The sequence below is a fragment of the Magnetospirillum molischianum DSM 120 genome, from assembly GCF_000294655.1.
Lineage (GTDB): Bacteria > Pseudomonadota > Alphaproteobacteria > Rhodospirillales > Magnetospirillaceae > Phaeospirillum > Phaeospirillum molischianum.
On the sequence record NZ_CAHP01000047.1, the window covers coordinates 19,054 to 38,213 of the forward strand.

General features: G+C 60.3%; 18 protein-coding genes. 11 read left to right on the plus strand and 7 right to left on the minus strand.

What is annotated here, in order from left to right; translation table 11 throughout:
• Positions 1–323: 323 nt before the first annotated feature.
• The 6 genes from PHAMO_RS15740 to PHAMO_RS15765 form a co-directional block, all read right to left on the minus strand.
• Entirely contained in the window at positions 324–1,109 is a 786-nt protein-coding gene (locus PHAMO_RS15740) for an ABC transporter ATP-binding protein (RefSeq protein ID WP_002730768.1), read from the minus strand.
• Positions 1,106–1,900: an ABC transporter permease gene (locus PHAMO_RS15745; protein ID WP_002730770.1), complete on the minus strand. Its 795-nt coding sequence runs from the start codon at positions 1,898–1,900 to the stop codon at positions 1,106–1,108. Before PHAMO_RS15745 ends, PHAMO_RS15740 begins: the two co-directional genes overlap by 4 nt.
• A 1-nt stretch (position 1,901) precedes the next feature.
• Complete coding sequence (locus PHAMO_RS15750) at positions 1,902–3,050, minus strand: capsule polysaccharide export inner-membrane protein BexC (RefSeq protein WP_002730772.1); 1,149 nt, start codon at positions 3,048–3,050, stop codon at positions 1,902–1,904.
• Positions 3,047–4,414 carry a phosphohexomutase domain-containing protein gene (locus tag PHAMO_RS15755; protein WP_002730774.1) on the minus strand — a complete coding sequence of 456 codons (1,368 nt, stop codon included), beginning with the start codon at positions 4,412–4,414 and terminating at the stop codon, positions 3,047–3,049. Before PHAMO_RS15755 ends, PHAMO_RS15750 begins: the two co-directional genes overlap by 4 nt.
• The gene (locus PHAMO_RS15760; protein WP_040567604.1) at positions 4,414–5,829 is read right to left on the minus strand and encodes a mannose-1-phosphate guanylyltransferase/mannose-6-phosphate isomerase; all 1,416 of its coding nucleotides are present in this window, start codon (positions 5,827–5,829) and stop codon (positions 4,414–4,416) included. Before PHAMO_RS15760 ends, PHAMO_RS15755 begins: the two co-directional genes overlap by 1 nt.
• A gap of 503 nt (positions 5,830–6,332) precedes the next feature.
• The gene (locus tag PHAMO_RS15765; RefSeq protein ID WP_002730780.1) at positions 6,333–7,229 is read right to left on the minus strand and encodes a prenyltransferase; all 897 of its coding nucleotides are present in this window, start codon (positions 7,227–7,229) and stop codon (positions 6,333–6,335) included.
• A 266-nt stretch (positions 7,230–7,495) separates the two neighbouring features.
• On the opposite strand from PHAMO_RS15765, the gene PHAMO_RS15770 reads away from it, so the two are divergent.
• Both PHAMO_RS15770 and PHAMO_RS15775 read left to right on the plus strand, forming a co-directional pair.
• Positions 7,496–8,587 carry a GGDEF domain-containing protein gene (locus PHAMO_RS15770; protein WP_002730782.1) on the plus strand — a complete coding sequence of 364 codons (1,092 nt, stop codon included), beginning with the start codon at positions 7,496–7,498 and terminating at the stop codon, positions 8,585–8,587.
• 31 nt (positions 8,588–8,618) lie between these two features.
• On the plus strand, positions 8,619–9,146 hold the full coding sequence (locus PHAMO_RS15775) for a gamma-glutamylcyclotransferase (protein ID WP_235720867.1): 528 nt from the start codon (positions 8,619–8,621) through the stop codon (positions 9,144–9,146).
• A gap of 123 nt (positions 9,147–9,269) precedes the next feature.
• Here the strand turns inward: PHAMO_RS15775 and PHAMO_RS15780 are convergent, their stop codons facing one another.
• Positions 9,270–10,484: a class I SAM-dependent rRNA methyltransferase gene (locus tag PHAMO_RS15780; protein ID WP_051002458.1), complete on the minus strand. Its 1,215-nt coding sequence runs from the start codon at positions 10,482–10,484 to the stop codon at positions 9,270–9,272.
• Between the two features lie 143 nt (positions 10,485–10,627).
• Here PHAMO_RS15780 and ccoN point away from each other — a divergent pair, with 143 nt between their 5' ends.
• Genes ccoN through panB form a run of 9 tightly spaced genes read left to right on the plus strand, consistent with a single transcriptional unit; the run spans position 10,628 to position 19,158 of the window.
• Positions 10,628–12,064, plus strand: a complete 1,437-nt coding sequence (gene ccoN / locus PHAMO_RS15785) for a cytochrome-c oxidase, cbb3-type subunit I (protein ID WP_002730789.1) — start codon at positions 10,628–10,630, stop codon at positions 12,062–12,064.
• A gap of 15 nt (positions 12,065–12,079) precedes the next feature.
• Positions 12,080–12,820: a cytochrome-c oxidase, cbb3-type subunit II gene (ccoO, locus tag PHAMO_RS15790; RefSeq protein ID WP_002730790.1), complete on the plus strand. Its 741-nt coding sequence runs from the start codon at positions 12,080–12,082 to the stop codon at positions 12,818–12,820.
• A gap of 16 nt (positions 12,821–12,836) precedes the next feature.
• Positions 12,837–13,016: a cbb3-type cytochrome oxidase subunit 3 gene (locus PHAMO_RS15795; RefSeq protein WP_002730791.1), complete on the plus strand. Its 180-nt coding sequence runs from the start codon at positions 12,837–12,839 to the stop codon at positions 13,014–13,016.
• Positions 13,004–13,903, plus strand: coding sequence for a cytochrome-c oxidase, cbb3-type subunit III (gene ccoP, locus PHAMO_RS15800; RefSeq protein ID WP_002730792.1), 900 nt, complete (start codon positions 13,004–13,006; stop codon positions 13,901–13,903). The genes PHAMO_RS15795 and ccoP overlap by 13 nt, the downstream gene beginning before the upstream one ends.
• A complete protein-coding gene (gene ccoG, locus PHAMO_RS15805) occupies positions 13,900–15,306 on the plus strand; it encodes a cytochrome c oxidase accessory protein CcoG (protein WP_002730793.1) in 1,407 nt (468 codons plus the stop codon). The genes ccoP and ccoG overlap by 4 nt, the downstream gene beginning before the upstream one ends.
• Positions 15,303–15,788 carry a FixH family protein gene (locus tag PHAMO_RS15810; RefSeq protein WP_002730794.1) on the plus strand — a complete coding sequence of 162 codons (486 nt, stop codon included), beginning with the start codon at positions 15,303–15,305 and terminating at the stop codon, positions 15,786–15,788. Before ccoG ends, PHAMO_RS15810 begins: the two co-directional genes overlap by 4 nt.
• Entirely contained in the window at positions 15,785–18,133 is a 2,349-nt protein-coding gene (locus PHAMO_RS15815) for a heavy metal translocating P-type ATPase (protein WP_002730795.1), read from the plus strand. The genes PHAMO_RS15810 and PHAMO_RS15815 overlap by 4 nt, the downstream gene beginning before the upstream one ends.
• Before the next feature lie 3 nt (positions 18,134–18,136).
• Complete coding sequence (ccoS, locus tag PHAMO_RS15820) at positions 18,137–18,331, plus strand: cbb3-type cytochrome oxidase assembly protein CcoS (protein ID WP_002730796.1); 195 nt, start codon at positions 18,137–18,139, stop codon at positions 18,329–18,331.
• Complete coding sequence (panB, locus tag PHAMO_RS15825) at positions 18,328–19,158, plus strand: 3-methyl-2-oxobutanoate hydroxymethyltransferase (protein ID WP_002730797.1); 831 nt, start codon at positions 18,328–18,330, stop codon at positions 19,156–19,158. The genes ccoS and panB overlap by 4 nt, the downstream gene beginning before the upstream one ends.
• Positions 19,159–19,160 lie beyond the last annotated feature (2 nt).

A 19,160-nucleotide genomic window follows, 5' to 3' on the forward strand; every position in this document is an offset into this window, starting at 1 on the left:
CGAGAATCGGGTGAGCAAGACGGCGCGTTTCGGCGGATTGAGAAATAAGCGGGCCAAATTACGGCACAAGGCCTGTGATACGCAAGGATGGAACCGCTCTGCCGCTCTACATCCGTTTGATCGGACTCGCGCAGATTGGGCGGTCTCGATGGCGAGACGATTCGTTAACATTCAGTCAAATTTAAGCCGACGGACAACTGCAAAGCCATCTGTGCGGATTGCGAATGAAATATCAATTAAAGATTGTTCGTTACGCGGGACGTTCTTCGGCTGTTTAGGTCATCTGACCGACTTTATCGATGAAGGTCCGCTTGGTATCGAGGTCAAGCCGAAGGTTGCGCCAAATCATTTGCCGCGGAAGGGCAAGGTGGGGCCTCCTCCAATGAGGGCTGCGTGGCTTCTTTTTCAGCGCGTTCCCTTGTCCGTAGAACCTCATGCAGGGCGGTGATGCTGTTGATCTCGCCCAGCTCCCGGTAGAAGTCGAAGGCTTCATCCATGTTGTCGAAGAGGCTGAGGTGACCTTTGATCAGGACACCCGCGCGCTGGCACTGGGTGCGGATGGTGTGTTCATCGTGAGAGACCAGCAACAGCGCCCGATCCGCTCGTCGTTCGAACAATTCGTGCTGGCATTTAGCGTGGAAGCGGGCATCTCCCACGGCGATGATCTCATCGACCAGGAAGCCGTCGAACTCAATCGCCATGGATATGGCAAAGGCCAAGCGCGCCCGCATTCCCGAGGAATAGGTCTTTACCGGTTCGCGCAAAAAGCGCCCAAGTTCGGAGAAGTCATCGACGAAATCAATCTTCTCGCGATAATCTACCCCGTAGATTCTACAAATAAACTTTAGGTTGTCGAGGCCGGTCAGGCTTCCCTGGAACGCTCCACCGAAGGCGAGCGGCCACGACAGCTTCATCCCCCGAAAGATCCGCCCCTGGGTCGGCTGTTCGGCACCGCTGAGAATCCGGATTAGAGTCGATTTGCCCGATCCGTTACGGCCAAGAATGCCGATCTTCTCGCCAGGATGGAGGGTCAAGTTCAGATTCTTGAGAACGATGTGCTGGCCACCGCGAATCGGATAGATTTTGCTGATGTTCTCAAGCGCTATCATTCTGGCTGAACTCGCTTCTCACAATCCCGCACCAAAACCAAGCCGACCATCGTCATGATCAGATTGATGCTGGCGAAATACAGAGGATCTTCCATGGTGATCGTGCTTTTTCCAAAATAGCCATGGCGAACCATTTCGGTACCATGGACCATCGGCAGCCATAGCACTATTTTTTGAAAGCTTTGTGGCAACCAGTGGGCCATAAACATCGCCCCCGACAGGGGAAACATGATGTAGGTTGCGACGTGCCAAAGACGCTCAAAGGTCTCCGAGCGTTCCGAGATCGAGCCGACGATGAAGCCTAGAGCTAAGGCGAACCAGCCGATCAATCCCCACCCTGCCGCGACGGTTACGATGTCTTCAGGCCAGTCCATCGCTCCGACCAAAGCAAAGAATATAGTCAACAGGATAAGGGATCCTGTGGCGCCAATGAGTTCCAGCAATATCCTGGCCATAAAGATATCTATGACCTTAACATTGCGGTGATACATTAAGCTGAGATTGGGTTCGATTGCTTTGGCGCAGCGAGAGGCCGTATTGCGCCATCCCAGGACACAGGAATAACCGGTTACCGCGAAGGCGATGACCGGGATATCTGCAACGGTGTGCATCTTCACCGTCGCCCACAGGCCCGCGACACCGAGTGTGAACAGCATCGGCTCTCCGACCATCCAAAGGAGGCCGATATTGTGTCGGCCATAACGAGTGATTGCCTCTCGTAATAAGAGGGCTCCAATCACTCGCAGTTGGATCGCGGCGGCTCGTCGCAGAGAAATAGGGACAGGAGCCATATCAGTCCTGATGTTCCTTGATGCCTGCGGTAACCATCGTCAAGATTAACCAGAGCATCAACCCGACCAAAAAGACCGCAACGATGCTTCGGATACGTTTGGGTTCCAGAGCTTTGTCCGGAATGTTCGGCTCAACGATACGTTCCAAATACAACTGCTTGCGCAGAGCTTCGTTGTGAGCCTGTTCAAGTGTGCCGAGCGCTCCTGCAAGTAATTTTTCAGAAAATTCTTTATCAAGTGAGAGGCGTTGGTAATCTGATGCCTTGCTGGCTAAGGAATAATCGCCGCCAGCGATCTGATCGGATACTTTCTGGATCTCATTTTTTAGAATTTCAATCCGTTTGTCCATGGATGGGATTTGAGGATTGTCTTTGGCAAGCATTTGCAGCTGTGTCCGCTGCGCGATAGCGGATATCAGTTCATCCTGAAGCCTGGATATTTGCTGCATTGGAATCTGGCTCTGCTTTTCCGGATCGATCACTCCGTGGCGATTCCGATAATTTGCGAGAGCTACAACAGCCGCTTTATTCTTTGATTGTGCATTTATTACCTCTCTCAATGCAAAAGAGATGAGGTCTTTTCTGGCCCGTTCGTTAAGTTTATTAACGAGGTCTTCGCTTAGATCTAACAGAAGTTCGTTCGCAAATACGGCTTCCTGACCGTTGAATGCCCGAGTTTCCAGAGTGATGATCGACGAATCGGCACCAATGGTTACATCAATATGCTTCAAATAATATTTGAAGAGCGTCTCGAAGCTGTCGTCTGGGATTATTCCAGCAAAGCGACTGAATATATCAATGTCTTTGCTAGAAAATGTGCGGCGAAGATCGAGTTTTTTATCTAATTCTATTAATGCATCGCGCGACATGATGTATTCGCGCACGGTATAGGTGTCGTCTTGCGACTGACTAAAGCTACTTCCTTTTAAAAGGAGGCCAAGAGCGGACGATGATTGCTGGGATGGCTTCCGGATGATGAAGCGAGATTCCGAGATATAAACATCGGACGCAATTGCCCCATAATACAACGTCGCCAAGAGAGTCGGGAGGAGGACAACAGAGACAAAAAGGATATTAACCCGTCTGAGCGCTGCGGTCATCGATGACAGGATAGAACTCGTCTCGCTGCTGGTCGGAAGTGGCAAAATCATACGATTGTCCCGATCAGGCTCTCGATCTCCGCGACTCGTCTCGAGACCTCACCTAAGTCTCTCCGGCTTTCAACGTTGAGGCGGAGTAGCGGCTCGGTATTGGAGGCGCGCAGGTTGAAGCGCCACTGATCGAAATCAAGGCTAAGGCCATCGGTTTCATCGAGAGCCGGATTGGCCGGAGCATAGTGCTTTCGAACCCGTGCTAACGCCGTTCCGACATCGGCGACCTGGAAATTGATTTCGCCGCTACAAGGGTAGGCCGCGATTCGCTCTCCAACGAGTTGAGACAATGGTTTGCCGCTACGACTCAGGAGCTCGGAAACCAGTAACCAGGGAATCATCCCGCTGTCGCAATAGGCGAAGTCGCGAAAATAGTGATGCGCGCTCATTTCGCCGCCATAGATCGCGTTTTCCGCCCGCATCCGTTCCTTGATGAAGGCGTGGCCGGTCTTCGACTGGATCGGCACGCCTCCGGCCTGTCGAACGATGTCTATGGTGTTCCAGGCTAGGCGCGGGTCGTGGATGATTTTCTCCCCTGGTGCCTTGGCCAGGAACGCTTCGGCCAATAGACCGACGATATAGTATCCCTCGATAAACGTGCCGGTCTCGTCATAGAGGAAGCAGCGGTCGAAGTCGCCGTCCCAGGCGATCCCCATGTTGGCACCATGTGCCCGTACTGCCTCGGCGGTTGCGTGGCGATTTTCCGGCAATAGCGGGTTGGGAATGCCATTAGGAAAAGTGCCGTCGGGCTGCTGATGAATTTTGATGAAGGAGATCTGAGCTCCCCGTGCCTGTAACGCCGCTTCCAGGGCATCAACCACCGGGCCGGCGGCACCGTTGCCGGGATCGACCACCAGCGTGAGCGGCCCAATCGCCTTCGGCTCGACATAACCGAGCAGATGTTCGACATAGGCATCGCGCAACGAGCGCTTTTCCAGGGTGCCGCGCTGTTCTGGTGTTGGCCACTGGTTGGTCTCGGCCAGCGTTTGGATTGCGCGCAGACCGCTATCGCCACTGATCGGCTTTGCTCCGCGCCCAACAAACTTCATGCCGTTATAATCAAGCGGATTGTGGCTGGCGGTAACCTCGATGCCGCCATCGACATCAAGGTGGAAGGCGGCGAAGTAAACCTCCTCCGTTCCGGTCAGGCCGAGGTCGATCACGTCGGCTCCGCTCTTCATCAGCCCCTCGGCCAGGGCCTGTTTCAGGGATTCGCTCGACAGTCGGACGTCCGCACCAACCACGACACGTCGTGCTCCGAGGTGGTGAGCATAGGCGCGGCCGATGCGGTGGGCAATATCCTCGTTCAACTCATTGCCGAGTTTGCCGCGAACGTCGTAAGCCTTAAAGCAGGTCAGGGTCATCAGCAGCGCCCATATAAATCTTCATACCGAACGATATCGTCTTCGCCAAGATAATCGCCGCTCTGGACCTCGATCATGGACAAATCGAGGATGCCAGGGTTTTCGAGTCTGTGAAGACAGCCGGCGGGAATATAAGTGGACTGGTTGGGGCCAACCAGCATTTCTTTATCCCCATTCGTGACCTTGGCCATTCCGGCCACAACTATCCAGTGCTCACTTCTGTGGTGATGTGCCTGCAAGCTGAGTCTTGCGCCAGGCTTAACCGTTATGCGCTTTATCTTGTGGCGTTCCCCTTCATCAAGCACCGTGTAGGTGCCCCACGGACGGTGCACGGTTAGATGCATCTTGTGCGACTCGTGGTTGCGGCGTTTCAGCTCGGTGAAAAGCCGTTTGACGTCCTGGGTTCGATCCTTATGAGTGATCAGAACGGCGTCGGGGGTATCGACGACGATCAGATCCTCGACGCCAAGAACCCCGAACAGCCGTCCCGCACTCTGGATGAAGCAATTCTTGCTGTCTTCTATCAACACGTCGCCTTGGAGGCGGTTGCCGTTGGCATCTGCGGGGAGCAGAGCACTGAGGGCGTCCCACGAGCCGATATCGCTCCAGCCGATGTCGCAGGCCACCACCGCGCCCCGCTGCGATTTTTCCATTACAGCGATGTCGATTGACGTGTCGCGCACGCGTTCGAACAGACGAGGATCGAATTCGATAACCCGCTTGTCCTTCGTCGCGGCCATCGCGGCCTCGATGCTGACGCGCGTTGCCTCTAAAACGTCGGGGCAATGCTCGGCAAGTTCCCGGAGCATGGTGCCTGCGGTGAAGCAGAACATCCCCGAATTCCAGAAGAACCGGCCCGAGCGGACAAATTCCTCCGCCTTTTCCAGAGACGGTTTTTCGACGAAGCGGAGGATATCGGTTCCGTTCGCCTCAATGTAACCATAGCCGGTTTCCGGCGCGTCGGGCTGGATTCCGAAGGTGACGATTTTTCCGTTCCGTGCCAAAGCTTCCGCCTGCGCAACCGCCCCGGCAAAGGCAACCGGGTCGGTGATCAGATGGTCGGCGGCGAGTATTAACTGAACCGTGTCTTCGCCATGTGTCTGGGCAACATAGAGGGCGCTGGCGGCGACTGCTGCGGCGGTGTTGCGTCCGAATGGCTCAAGGATAAAAGTGAGGTCGGGCTTGGTCCCTGCAAGCTGGCGAATTTCGGACTCGACCCTGAAGAACAGGCTCTGTCGGGTGATGGTGATAACTTCCCGCACGTCCGGCAAGCCCGCTCCCAACACGTAGCTTTTTTGCAGCAGAGTCTGGCCGTCTGGCAAGGCAATGAACGGTTTCGGGTCCAATTCCCGCGAAACCGGCCACAAGCGTGATCCCGAACCCCCGCACAAAATCGTTGGAACCAACACGACCACCTCTCTTTTCGCTTTGTTGCCGGGGTGAGGAACGATCCTCAACGGCGTCCCCGCCTCGGTTACCCTTGGGACGCCGGTACTGTCACGCCCTCCATTAAAAATTTCAAGAGTGGAGCTTCGCTGGAATGGTCATATCGCTGGAGGCGGGCGGATAAATCCAGCTGGGGAAGTAAGCTAATAATTTAAATTGACGGAGATAATATTTTTCAATTATGCCCTGTATCGGGTGTCTCTTGATCTTATCCGTTTAATTTTTAGCATATATTAAAAATTAGGTGTTATTCTTTTATAAAAGTTATGTACAAAGCGTTCCTTATTAATAATAGGGCGTTGCGATTTTGTTCGTTTGTGTTTTAATTTTTTCTATTTTATCTCGATGAGAAGCCGATGCCTTCTTTGATCGGAAGGGCTTGGGTTGTGTCGTTGCTGTGAGGTCTTGCCAAGGGGCATATCATCACGGCTGCACCTCATCAATGATGATGATGCTGTGTTTCGCAGCCTCTCTAGGATAGTGCCGCCAGGATCAGCATCAATCCGCCGGTGATATGAATGCCGAGGGTCAGACGGATGGCGCTGAGTTGCGAGGGCCGGTCACGCATCATCATCGGGGCTGCCGCCAGCGCGACCAGCATCGTTATCACCGGAGGCAGCGTGGCCCAGGCGGGCAGGTCGGACAGCCAGCCCAGGCCCAACTGCAACGCCGAGGCGGTGGCCTGGACCCCCAGATAGAGCGATGGCGCCCGTTTAATGCCGAGTCGGACCACCAGGGTTCGCTTGCCGGCGGCGGCGTCAGGGCGGATGTCGGGGATTTCGGTGCAGATCAGCATCGCCGCCGTCCAGCAGCCGACAATTGCCGCCGCGACCAGTGCTTCAAGGGTGAAATGGCCGCTTTGCAGCCATGCGGCAAAGGGGACCGGAAGTCCAAACGCGATTGCCACCGTTCCCTCGCCTAATCCGCGTGCCGCCAAGGTCATTGGCGGCAGCGAATAGGCCAGAGCCAGAACGAAGCAGACCAGGGCGAACATCAGAGCGACCGGCCCCTTGACCATCGTCAGGATGCCGCCCAATCCGCCCCCTACCGTCATCAGGATCGCCCCCCACACCGCCATCGAGCGGACGGACAAACGCCCGTTCTGGATAAGGCGCGAGCCGCCGGTAAAAGGCTGGATATGGACGTGATTGAGCCGGTCTGCGCCGTTGATCTCGTCGCCGACGTCGTTGACGACATTCCCCCCCGCATGCAGGCAGACAGCGCAGGATAGAGCCAGCAAAAACAAGGCCGGGTGGAAGTTTCCCCCGCCATGAATCCCCCACGCGGTCCCCACCGCGACGGGGACGGCCGAAGCGTGGAACGAAAGGGGGCGGGTCGCTTGAAACAGGGTACGTGCGAGATCCGACATCGACGCTCACACTGACACCGGCAAACCAAAAACAGGAAGAGCAGAGACTGTAATCACGACTGAATGTGTGATTAGCGTGTAACTTAGGTATGTAGGTGCTATCCGTGCATCTGGTGTGATAAGGAATTTCACAAGTGCGGTGAAGCCGATATATCATCGTGCCGCAATCATCGGGCGCACCCGCGCCCGGCGACCGATGGCGACGTTGGGCACGGGCCCCGGCGCTTTCGGACGATCCGCGAATGGGCTGCCGGGAGGACCCATCCATGCAGGCTCTGGTGGCGAAAGTGATGGACAAACGGCTGATCGATCTGCTGGATCTCTGGCGGGCGGCAGGACCGATCGCAGATCCATCCGCCCGTTTCTCAGCCCATGCCGACCATCTTCTGGTGATCGACATCGATACGGCTGGCAATCGCTATACCCATTACGGCCGGGCTTTTGTCCGTCATTTCGGGGCCGATTTGGCTGGCTGTGTCATTGATCGCCTGCCCGCCGACATCCTGCCCGCCGACCGGCGCGGCATGCTTGATTTCGATTACGCCTATGCCCGTCGGGTCAGGCGGCCGCTGTGGCGTTCCTATACCGCCATGTTCGATAACGGCGCGCAGGAAGAAACGTGGCAACGGCTGGTTCTTCCCGCCGGAGGGGATCGGCTGGTGGTCGGTGCCTATCCGGTGATGGTTCGCCATCATGAAGATCCCGGCGCGGAATTGCTGCGGATGGTGCTCGACCGGGTGCCGGTTGTGCTGAACGACGACGACGGGATTGACGATCTGGCGCTGTCGCTGCGTGCCTTCTGCGATCACCAGATCCATCTGGCCGAACTGGAATGGCGGGCCACGCGCGATTCACTGACCGGCATCGCCAATCGCGCCCATTTCCATCATCTGGCTGGGATGGAATTGGATCATGCCCGACGGATGGGGCGTCCCTTCACCGTTCTGGCGCTCGACCTGGACCATTTCAAGCGGATCAACGATCGCTGGGGCCATGCCACCGGCGACACGGCGCTGCGGGCTTTTGTCACCGCGTGCCGCCAAGCCCTACGCGAAGGCGATATCCTGGGCCGGATCGGCGGCGAGGAATTCGCCATCGCCCTGCCAGGCACCGGCGGTGAGGGAGCCCGGCTGATCGCCGAGCGTCTGCGTCAGCAGGTTGAGCAGGTGGTTCTGCGCACCGAAAGCGGGGAGACCTGTGCGATGACGGTCAGCATTGGCGTCGTCTCGTGGACGGAACGAGCGCCCGCGTCAGTGTCGCCGGACGATATTGCCGCGATGCTGAACCGCGCAGATACCGCGCTTTACCGCGCCAAGGACGGCGGGCGGAATCGGGTCGAGGTCGCGCCGGAAGAGTGATCCCGGCGATTGGAACAGAATGGAGCCGAGTGTGCGGGACGGATTGTGGGTGTTTGCCTATGGGTCGCTGATGTGGCGGCCGGATTTTCCCCATGTCGAGGTTCTGGCGGCCCGGTTATGGGGATTTCATCGCGCCTTATGCATCCTGTCCAACCATTACCGCGGTACGCCGGAACGGCCGGGGCTGGTGCTGGGACTCGACCGAGGCGGGTCTTGCCTGGGCCGGGCGTTTTGGGTTGCTCCCGACGATGTTGAGGAAGCGCAACGACGCCTGATCGCCCGCGAAATGATCGGCGGGGTTTATCGGCCGTGCCATCTACCCACACGCCTTAATGACGGGCGGATGGTCTCTGCCTGGGCCTTTGTCGCGGATCGCGGCCACGATCAGTATTACCGAGCCGCCGATCCCGCCGCGCTGGTGTCGCTGGTGCGTCAGGGGGTTGGCCATGCCGGGACCAGTCGCGATTATCTTGCCGAAACGGTGGCACATCTGACTGAACTCGGCATCGCCGACAGCGCGCTGCATCGCTTGCTGTCGAAGGTCGATGCAGGTTGCTAAAGCGTGCTGCCTTAAATCGGCATCACGCTTTAGGCTTTCATCAATGTCCTTCGCCAGGCGCGGGCCTCCGCCGCAATGGCGGCTGGAGCGCCTCGCTTCAGGTTTAAAGCTCGGCGCTTCTCGCTAATCCAGTTGGTACATCAGCGCCTTGAGATAGGCGCTTTCCGGCAGCCAGGGATGAACCGGGTGGTCGGACGAGGCTCCGGCGGAGCGGATGATGCGACCGGAGCGCCCAGCCTGTTGCAGGCCGCGTGCGGTTTCCAGGGCAAAAGCCTCGACCGGCATGTGGTGCGAACACGAGGCGCAAAACAAGAAGCCGCCGGGTTCGACCAGGGCGGCGGCAAGGCGGGTCATCTTGCGATATCCCTTGGCCCCCGCGCCAAGATCCTTGCGCGATTTGACGAAGGCGGGCGGATCGACCACCACCACACCGAACCGCTCTCCCGCTGCGGCCAGCCGTTCCATTTCGGCGAAGGATTCGGCGCGGACGGTTTCGACGGCGACCTCGTTCAGTTTCGCCGCCTGGGCCGCGAGAGCCAGCGAGATTTCCGACCGATCGATTGCGATCACTTCACGGGCACCGGCGACCGCCGCCTGGACCGCGAATCCGCCAGCATAGGTATAGACGTCAAGGACGCGCCGTCCCGGCGCGACGCGGGCGACGGCGGCGCGGTTATCGCGCTGGTCGTAGAACCAGCCGGTCTTTTGTCCTTCCTGAAGATCGGCGACGAAGCGGCAGCCGTTTTCTTCCAGTTCGACCGGGCCGTCGATGGCACCGGCGACGACGCGGTGTTCGGGCTGCAATCCCTCATGTATGCGGGCCGGGCTATCATTCACCAGCACCACGGCGCGGGGCGACAGCAGATCGTCGAAGACCGCCAACAGGTCGGGGAGCAGACGTTCCATCCCGGCGGTATTGGTCTGGACCGCCAGCACGTCGCCGAAGCGGTCAACCACGAGGCCGGGCAGGCCATCGGCTTCGGAATGAACCAGTCGGTAGAATGGACGGGGGAACAGAGCCTGACGGAGGGTCAGGGCGGCGGACAGCCGAGCCGACAGGAAGGCCCGGTCGATTTTTTGGGTCGGATCGCGCGACAGCAGCCGCACTGAAATCAGAGAATGAGGATTGAAGGTCGCGATCCCCAGCCGTTCGCCGCCGGCATCGATCAGGGAGACCAAGCCGCCGGGTGGCAGCAGCCGGGTTTCTGCGGTCATCTCGATTTCGTTGGAGAAGACCCACGGATGACCGGCGCGCAGCCGCTTCGAATGGCCTTTGGCCAAAGTCAGGGTGGGAAGGGGAGTGGTGGCGATTTCGGGGGGGTTGTCTGTATGCGTCATGCAAGGCACTGTAAGGCTCCCGACCGCCGCCGCCAAGAGGCTGATCTGCGGAAGGATGATGCCTTACCCCTTTTTGGTGTATATCTTGAGGCGCAGGGGCTTCCCCTCTTCCGCTTCGATTCGTCGGAAATCAGGAGTTCCGCATGGGACAAACCTACGATTCTTCCCCTTATTGCGAAGCGGCGATCCGCAAATTCACCCTGGCGGCTGTGGTTTGGGGCATTCTGGGCTTCCTGGTCGGCGATTTTATCGCGTGGCAGTTGGCCTTTCCCGTGCTTAACCTTGACCTCGAATGGACCACATTCGGTCGGTTACGGCCAGTTCATACCACCACGGTGATTTTCGCATTCGGCGGCAATGTGTTGATGGCGACTTCGCTGTATGTCGTGCAGCGCACCTGTCGCGCCGCTTTATTCGGGGGCGAACGGCTGGGGGCGGCTCTGTTCTGGGGCTATAATCTGTTCCTGGTTCTGGCGCTGATTTCCTATGTGCTGGGCTATAGCCAAGGACAGGAATATGCCGAGCCGGAATGGCTGCTCGACCTGCTTTTCCTGGTGGTGTGGGTGCTCTATCTCGCCGTCTTTGCCGGAACGCTGCTGAAGCGGCGCGAGCCTCATATCTATGTCGCCAACTGGTTCTTTCTGGCGATGATCCTGACCATGGCGCTGCTTCACATCGGCAACAACCTCGCGGTGCCGGTCAGTTTGACCAAAAGTTATCCACTGTTCGGCGGTGTCCAGAATGCAATGACGCAATGGTGGTACGGGCATAATGCGGTCGGCTTCTTCCTGACCGCCGGTTTTCTTGGGATCATGTACTATTTCGTTCCCAAGCGAGCCGAGCGACCCGTCTATTCCTATCGCCTGTCGATCGTCCATTTCTGGGCGCTGATCTTCCTGTACATTTGGGCCGGCCCACATCATCTTCACTATACGGCCTTGCCCGATTGGGCCCAGACCCTGGGAATGACCTTCTCGGTGATGCTGTGGATGCCGTCCTGGGGCGGTATGCTGAACGGGCTGATGACGCTTTCGGGTGCCTGGGACAAGCTGCGCACCGATCCGGTGATCCGCTTCATGGTTACCGCCGTTGCGTTTTATGGCATTGCGACCTTCGAGGGGCCGTTGATGGCGATCCGGTCGGTCAATGCATTGTCGCATTACACCGATTGGGGGATCGGCCACGTTCATTCGGGGGCGTTGGGCTGGGTTGCCTTCATTTCTTTCGGCGCGATCTATTTCCTGGTGCCGAAGCTGTGGGGCAAGTCCGAGATGTATTCGTTGCGTCTGGTTGGGATTCACTTCTGGATCGCGACCCTGGGCATCGTCCTCTACATCGCCGCGATGTGGATTTCGGGGATCATGCAAGGTCTGATGTGGCGAGCCTATGACAGCTATGGATTCCTTGAATACTCATTCATCGAGACGGTCAAGGCGATGCATCCCTATTACGTTATCCGTGCCATCGGCGGGGTGCTGTTCGCGGTCGGAGGTCTAGTGATGGCCTACAACGTGGTGCGGACGATTTTTGGCGAAGACACGGTAACGGCTGCCGTGCCCGCGCCCAGCCCGGCCCGTTAAAGGAGAACCCGGACGATGTCGCTGTTCAAACATCACGCCCGGATCGAGACCAACGCTCTGCTGCTGACGATCGGTATCGTGGTCACGGTGTCGGTGGGGGGGCTTGTCGAGGTGGCCCCGCTGTTCTCGATTGAATCGACGATCGAGCGGGTCGAGGGGGTGCGCCCCTATAGCCCGTTGGAGCAGGCTGGACGCGACATCTACTTGCGCGAGGGCTGCTACAACTGCCACAGCCAGATGATCCGTCCCTTCAAGGACGAGGCCGAGCGTTATGGCCATTACAGTCTGGCCGCCGAGTCGAAATACGATCACCCGTTCCAGTGGGGGTCGAAACGTACCGGCCCCGATCTGGCCCGTGTCGGTGGGAAATATGCGAGCGATTGGCATGTTCGCCATCTGATCGATCCGCGTTCGGTGGTGCCGGGTTCGGTGATGCCCGGCTACCCCCATCTGATGCGGCCGCTTGATTACAGCGATATCGGCGTCCGGCTGCGGGTGCTGCGGTCGGTCGGCGTCCCTTATAACGATACCCAGATCGATGGTGCGGCCCACGATTTGGAAGAACAAGCTCTGGCCGATCCTAACGCGGCTCCGCCTCCCGTGATGGCGAGTTATCCCAAGGCCCGGCTGGGCCGCGCGGTCGAAAGCCCCGAGAACGGGCCAGTCACTGAGATGGATGCACTGGTGGCGTATCTTCAGGTGCTGGGAACGATGGTCGATTTCACGCAGGTCGATCCCGCCTTGATCCGCCGCTGACCGAAGGGACACGCCAATGCCGTCTGCCTTTGTCGATGAGATCTTGAGGCCGTTTTGGGGGCTGTGGTTGATGGCCGTTTTCATCGCGATCATCGCCGCTGTCTATTGGCCGGGCAATCGCAAGCGGTTGGAAGAACATGGCAGCATTCCGCTGCGCGACGACGAGGAGCAGGAGAGCGCGCCATGGCACCGGTAGAAAAAGACCCTGTCACCGGCCGCTACACCACGGGCCATGAGTGGGACGGCATCCGCGAGCTGAACACGCCATTGCCGCGCTGGTGGATCATCGTTTTTTGGGTCAGCGTGGTGTGGTCGATCGGCTATTGGGTGCTGATGCCAAGCTGGCCGTTGCTGAACGGCTTTACGCCGGGCTTGCTGGGCTATTCCTCGCGCGCCGATCTGGAAAGCGAAATCGCCGAGCAGAAGGCGGCTCGTGCCGTCTGGCTGAATCGGATCGAATCGTTGCCTGCCGCGGCGGTCGAGGCCGATTCCGAACTGCTGACCTATGCCCGCGCCGGAGGACGGATCGCCTTTGAGGAAAATTGCGCTCCCTGCCATGGTGTCGGTGGGGTGGGAGCCTTTGGCTATCCGACTCTGGCCGATGACGAATGGCTGTGGGGCGGTACCATCGACGAGATCGAGCAGACGATCAAATTCGGTGTGCGCAATTCCAACCCCAATTCGCACCAGAGCGAGATGCCGAAATTTGGAGCCGACGGCATCCTGACACCCCAACAGATCGAGCAGGTCGCCGATTATGTTTTGACCGTTGCCGATCGCGCTCCGGTGGCGAGTCTGCCGGGTGCCGAAATCTTCGCCGAGAATTGCGCGGTCTGCCATGGCGAGGTCGGAGAAGGGAACAAGGATATCGGCGCACCGGCCCTTAACAATCAGATTTGGCTTTATGCCAGCAAGCTGGGCAACCAGAAACCCGAGGTCCGCGCGGCCGAGATTCGCGCCACGGTGATTTCTCAGGTGACCCGGCCCCGCCATGGTGCGATGCCGGCTTGGTCCGAGCGGCTGGGGCCGGGCACGATCCGCATGCTGGCGGTTTACGTCCATACTCTGGGAGGCGGACGGTGACTGAGCCAGAGGGCAGTTCTCTCTATGCCCGCTCCGAAACCGTCCAGTCCCGCTCGGTTCGTGGACGATTTCGGTCCTGGAAATTTCTGGCGATGGTGGTGTTGCTGCCCTGGTGGTATCTGGCCCCGTTCCTGCGCTGGAATCGTGGCCCTGGCGCCCCGGATCAGGCGATCCTGATCGACATGGGGGGGCGGCGGGCTTATTTCCTCGGCCTCGAAATCTGGCCGCAGGAAGTCTATTACCTGACCGGAATTCTGGTCGTCGCCGCCATCGTCCTGTTCCTCGTCAGCGCGTTGTACGGGCGGGTCTGGTGCGGGTTTCTGTGTTGGCAGACCGTCTATACCGATCTGTTCGTTCAAATCGAGCGGATGCTGATCGGCGACCGGACCCGTCGTCTGGCACTGGACCGCGCCCCCTGGAATCTGGACAAGCTGGCTCGCAAGGGTGCCGTCCATCTGCTCTGGATGCTGATCGCCGGATCTTGCGGCATTGCCTTCGCGCTGTATTTCGGCAATGCGCCAACGATGTTGCCCGCCATCCTGACGGGGCGCGAAAGCGTGGCGATCTATGGCGCGATCGCTGTCGTTGGCGGCTTTTGCTATTTGCTGGCTGGTTTTGCCCGCGAGCAGGTTTGCCTGTACATGTGCCCTTATTCTCGCTTTCAGGCGGCGATGTTCGACGAGCATTCGCTGATCGTCGGCTATGAAGCCTGGCGGGGCGAGCGGCGCGGGCGCTGGCGCAAGGGGCAGACGTTCGAGGGACGCGGCCATTGCATCGATTGCGGAGTCTGCGTGGCGGTCTGCCCGACCGGAATCGACATTCGAAACGGTTCGCAACTGGGCTGTATCGGCTGCGGTCTGTGCATCGACGGTTGCGATGCGATGATGGACCGGGTTGGGTTGCCGCGTGGACTGATTACCTGGGATTCAATCGCCAGTCAGGCTGCCCGCGCACGGGGGGAGACTCCCCGGCATCGGCTGGTGCGCCCGCGTACCCTGGTCTATGGCGCGATTCTGGCGCTTTCCCTCGGGGTGATCGGTTGGTCTCTGATCGCGCGGACCACGACCGAGATGACCATTCTGCACGAGCGGGCATTGCTGTATGTGCGCCTTTCGGATGGATCTATCCGTAACGGCTATGTCGTCAAGGTTCAGAACAAGGTGCGGTCGGAACGGATCTTCGATCTGCAAATCGAGGGGCTGGAGGGGGTTCGCATGTCGGTGATCGGCGGCGGCCCACCTCTAAAGGTTGCGTCGGATTCAGTCGGCAGCTTCACCGTGTTCGTGACTGCCGCCGCCGGGATCGCCACGGGACGGCGGGTATCCCTGGCCTTTGTTTTGCGCGATCTGAAAGACGGTAGCGAAACCCGCGCCGAATCTCTGTTCGTCGGGCCGGACAGATGACCGCCGACCGCCGCCCCGGCTGGTGGTATCCCTATATTTTCGTCGCCGTCTTCGGGGTGGTGGTGGCGGTTAATGCGACGATGGCTTGGCTGGCGGGCAGCACCTTTCCCGGTCTCTCGGCCGAGCGGGCCTATGACAAGGGGCTTGCCTACAATCAAGCGCTGGAGGCGGCGAGACGGCAAGAAGCGCTGGGCTGGTCCGTCATGACGATGACCGATCCGATTCCCAATGGGTCCGGGATCGTCATTGCCCAGACGTATCGCGACCGCGATGGACATCCGATCGACGGGTTGCAGGTTCGGGTCCATCTGTCCCGTCCCGCCGTCCAGAACGACGACCGCAATGTCGTTCTCAGCCCGTCCGGTCCCGGCGATTATGCCGTTATCGTCGTCTTGCCTTTGCCCGGTCTGTGGGATCTTCAGGCGGTAGCCGAGGGTGGCGGAGTGAGTTACCAAAGCTTCCGCCGCTTCGTCGCGCCGTGACCGGCCCGGCCGCGCTCTGCCGTCATTGCGGTTCGCCGCTGGGGGGAGAGAGCGCGGCGGTCGGCGGTTTTTGCTGCGCCGGGTGCGCCGCCGCCTATGAGCTGATCTCGGCCCAGGGGCTGGATCTCTACTACCGACGCCGTTGTCTCGATCCCACCGCCCAGCCGCCACGCCCCGACGGCGACGGCGTTGCCGCCGCTTTGTCCGATCATGTCACCGCCCTGCCGGGAGGCGAGTCCGCTCTGTCCTTGATGGTCGATGGCGTCCAATGCGGCGCCTGTGTCTGGCTGATCGAATCGCTGCTGACCCGCCAGCCCGGCGTGACCTGGGCCAGGGTCAACCTCACCACCCGGCGACTGGCGTTGCGCTTTCGCCCCGAGGAGAACGATCCGGCCGCGATTCTCGCTCCGGTGTTCGCGGTGGGCTACCGACTGGTGCCATTCGATCCCGACCGGCTGGAATCCGACGATCTCCGCCATGAACGGGGGCTGTTGAAGGCGATGGCGGTGACCGGATTCGCCGCCGGAAATGTCATGTTGCTGTCGGTATCGGTCTGGGCCGGGCATGCCCAAGGGATGGGACCGGCGACGCGGGGGTTGCTGCATTGGGTGTCGGCGCTGGTGGCGCTCCCAGCGGTGGTCTATGGCCTGCGTCCTTTTGCCGCCTCGGCGCTTGGAGCGCTGCGGGCGGGGCGAACCAATATGGACGTGCCGATCACTATCGGCGTCGTGCTGACCTCGGCGATGAGCTTGTGGGAGACCGTCAACGGGGGGCCGCATGCTTACTTCGATTCGGCGGTCAGCCTGCTGTTCTTTCTGTTGATCGGACGCTATCTGGAGGCGCGGGCCCGCGGCCGGGCACGGTCGGCGGTCGAGCATCTGCTGGCGCTCGATGCCCGCGCCGTGCTGGTGATCGATTCCGATGGACATCGGAGGCTGGTGCCACCGCGCCGGGTGATGGTGGGGCAGACCGTTCTGGTGGCGGCGGGCGAGCGGGTAGGGATCGACGGCGTGGTAATCGATGGCCGTTCCGACATTGAATCCGGGCTGTTGACCGGAGAAAGCGTGCCAATGGCGGCCGGTCCGGGCAGTCCACTTTACGCCGGGACGATGAACCTGACCGCGCCGTTGCGGCTGCGGGTCACGGCGGTTGGCGAGGACACGCTGTTGGCCGGGATCGTCCGCATGATGGAGGTCGCCGAACAGGGCCGCGCCCGCTATGTCGCCTTCGCCGAACGGGTGGCGCGCTGGTACGCCCCGGTGGTGCATCTGACCGCTCTGGTCACGTTTATCGGTTGGATCGTGCTGGCGGGGATGGCGTGGCAGCCGGCGCTGCTGATTGCGGTATCGGTGCTGATCGTCACCTGCCCCTGCGCTCTGGCTCTGGCGGTGCCCGTGGTGCAGGTGATCGCCAGCGGACGGTTGATGCGGCGGGGCGTTCTGGTCAAATCGGCGACGGCGCTGGAACGGCTGGCCGAGATCGATCATGTCGTCTTCGATAAGACCGGGACGTTGACCGCCGGGCGGCCGGTTCTGCGGCCAGAGGGCGGCTGGAACGCCGACGATCTGGCGGTGGCGGCATCGTTGGCGGTAGCGTCGTCGCATCCGCTCGCCCGCGCTCTGGTGGCGGCCTGTCCCGATGTCCGTTCCGCCGAGGCGGTGACCGAGCATCCCGGCCAGGGATTGAGCGGATGCGGGGGAGACCGGCTCGGCTCGCGGGCCTTTGTCGCCGTCCTGGAATCCGACGAGGCCGACGGGCCGGAATTATGGCTGGCCCGGCCGGGCGAGACTCCGGTTCGCTTCGCCTTTGCCGATCGTCCGCGCGCGGATGCGAACGACGCGATTGCCGCTCTGCGGCACCTGGGGCTGTCGGTCGAATTGCTGTCGGGCGACCGTCGCGTCATCGTCGCCGCGTTGGCGGATACGGTTGGAATCACCGATTGGCGTGGCGGCTGCGATCCGGCGGCGAAGGTGGCCCGGCTGACCACGCTGGCCGCCCGTGGCCGCCGGGTGCTGATGGTCGGTGACGGTCTCAATGACGCTCCGGCCCTGGCCGCCGCCCATGTCTCGATTTCGCCCGCCAGCGGCGCGGATATCAGCCGGGCCGCTGCGGATCTGGTCTTCCAGGGAGAGCGGCTGGCTCCGCTGGTCGAAGCCATCGCGGTGGCGCGTCAGGCTCGGACGTTGACCCGGCAGAACTTTGCGCTCGCACTCGGTTATAATCTGCTGGCGGTGCCGTTGGCGATCAGTGGTGTCGTTACGCCCCTGATCGCGGCGATTGCCATGTCCGCCTCGTCGCTGCTAGTAATTGTGAACGCCCTACGTCTGTCCGGCGGGAGGCGGTGACCGATGGAAACCCTTCTGATGCTGATCCCTGTCGCCCTGATCCTGGGCTTGCTCGGGTTGGTCGGGTTCCTGTGGTCATTGCGCTCTGGCCAATTCGACGATATGGACGGTGCCGCCCAGCGCATTCTGTTCGACAACGACGACGACAAAGCGCCGCCGCCGCCTGGGCACCGACAAGAAAAAGGGAGCAACAGGTGAGCCGCGAAATCACAACCCGGCGGGTGACGACCCGCGACATCCGTGCCCATAAGGGTGGCGAACCGCTGGTGGTGTTGACTGCTTATACCGCCCCGATCGCCCGCCTGCTCGATCCGGTCTGCGACATTCTGCTGGTCGGTGATTCGCTTGGCATGGTCGTCTATGGCATGGAGACAACCCTGGGGGTGACGCTCGACATGATGATCAACCATGGCCGCGCCGTGGTGACATCGTCGTCTCGTGCTTGCGTGGTGGTCGATCTGCCGTTCGGCAGTTATCAGGAAAGTCGGGAACAAGCCTTCCGTGCCTCGGCCCGTTTGCTGGCCGAGACCGGCTGTGCCGCGGTCAAGCTGGAAGGCGGGCGCGAGATGGCCGACACCATCGCCTTTCTGGTCGAACGCGGCGTCCCGGTGATGGCCCATATCGGGCTAAAGCCCCAGATGGTGCATGCGATCGGTGGATTCCGCGCCCAGGGGCGTAGTGAGCTTGAGGCCGAGGCGATCCGGGCTGACGCTCGCGCCGTCGCCGATGCAGGTGCTTTTTCCGTGGTGGTCGAGGGGACGGTCGAGCCGGTCGCCCGCGCCCTGTCCGCCGAGATCGATATCCCGACCATCGGCATCGGCGCTTCGCCCGCCTGTGACGGTCAGGTGCTGGTGATTGACGACGTGTTGGGACTCTTCGACGATTTCACCCCGAAATTCGTCAAGCGCTATACCGATGTGCGCCCGGCGATCCGCGCGGCGGTAGAAAGCTATGCCGCCGATGTCCGGTCCCGCGCCTTTCCCGCGCCGGAGCACTGCTTCGGCCTGCCTCGTAAGGAGGGTTGATC

Bases quoted from the DNA above. Each gene is read 5' to 3' on its own strand.
- PHAMO_RS15740 (WP_002730768.1), bottom strand. From the start codon at position 1,109: ATGATAGCGCTTGAGAACATCAGCAAAATCTATCCGATTCGCGGTGGC.
- PHAMO_RS15745 (WP_002730770.1), bottom strand. From the start codon at position 1,900: ATGGCTCCTGTCCCTATTTCTCTGCGACGAGCCGCCGCGATCCAACTG.
- PHAMO_RS15750 (WP_002730772.1), bottom strand. From the start codon at position 3,050: ATGATTTTGCCACTTCCGACCAGCAGCGAGACGAGTTCTATCCTGTCA.
- PHAMO_RS15755 (WP_002730774.1), bottom strand. From the start codon at position 4,414: ATGACCCTGACCTGCTTTAAGGCTTACGACGTTCGCGGCAAACTCGGC.
- PHAMO_RS15765 (WP_002730780.1), bottom strand. From the start codon at position 7,229: ATGTCGGATCTCGCACGTACCCTGTTTCAAGCGACCCGCCCCCTTTCG.
- PHAMO_RS15770 (WP_002730782.1), top strand. From the start codon at position 7,496: ATGCAGGCTCTGGTGGCGAAAGTGATGGACAAACGGCTGATCGATCTG.
- PHAMO_RS15780 (WP_051002458.1), bottom strand. From the start codon at position 10,484: ATGACGCATACAGACAACCCCCCCGAAATCGCCACCACTCCCCTTCCC.
- ccoN (WP_002730789.1), top strand. From the start codon at position 10,628: ATGGGACAAACCTACGATTCTTCCCCTTATTGCGAAGCGGCGATCCGC.
- ccoO (WP_002730790.1), top strand. From the start codon at position 12,080: ATGTCGCTGTTCAAACATCACGCCCGGATCGAGACCAACGCTCTGCTG.
- PHAMO_RS15795 (WP_002730791.1), top strand. From the start codon at position 12,837: ATGCCGTCTGCCTTTGTCGATGAGATCTTGAGGCCGTTTTGGGGGCTG.
- ccoP (WP_002730792.1), top strand. From the start codon at position 13,004: ATGGCACCGGTAGAAAAAGACCCTGTCACCGGCCGCTACACCACGGGC.
- PHAMO_RS15810 (WP_002730794.1), top strand. From the start codon at position 15,303: ATGACCGCCGACCGCCGCCCCGGCTGGTGGTATCCCTATATTTTCGTC.
- ccoS (WP_002730796.1), top strand. From the start codon at position 18,137: ATGGAAACCCTTCTGATGCTGATCCCTGTCGCCCTGATCCTGGGCTTG.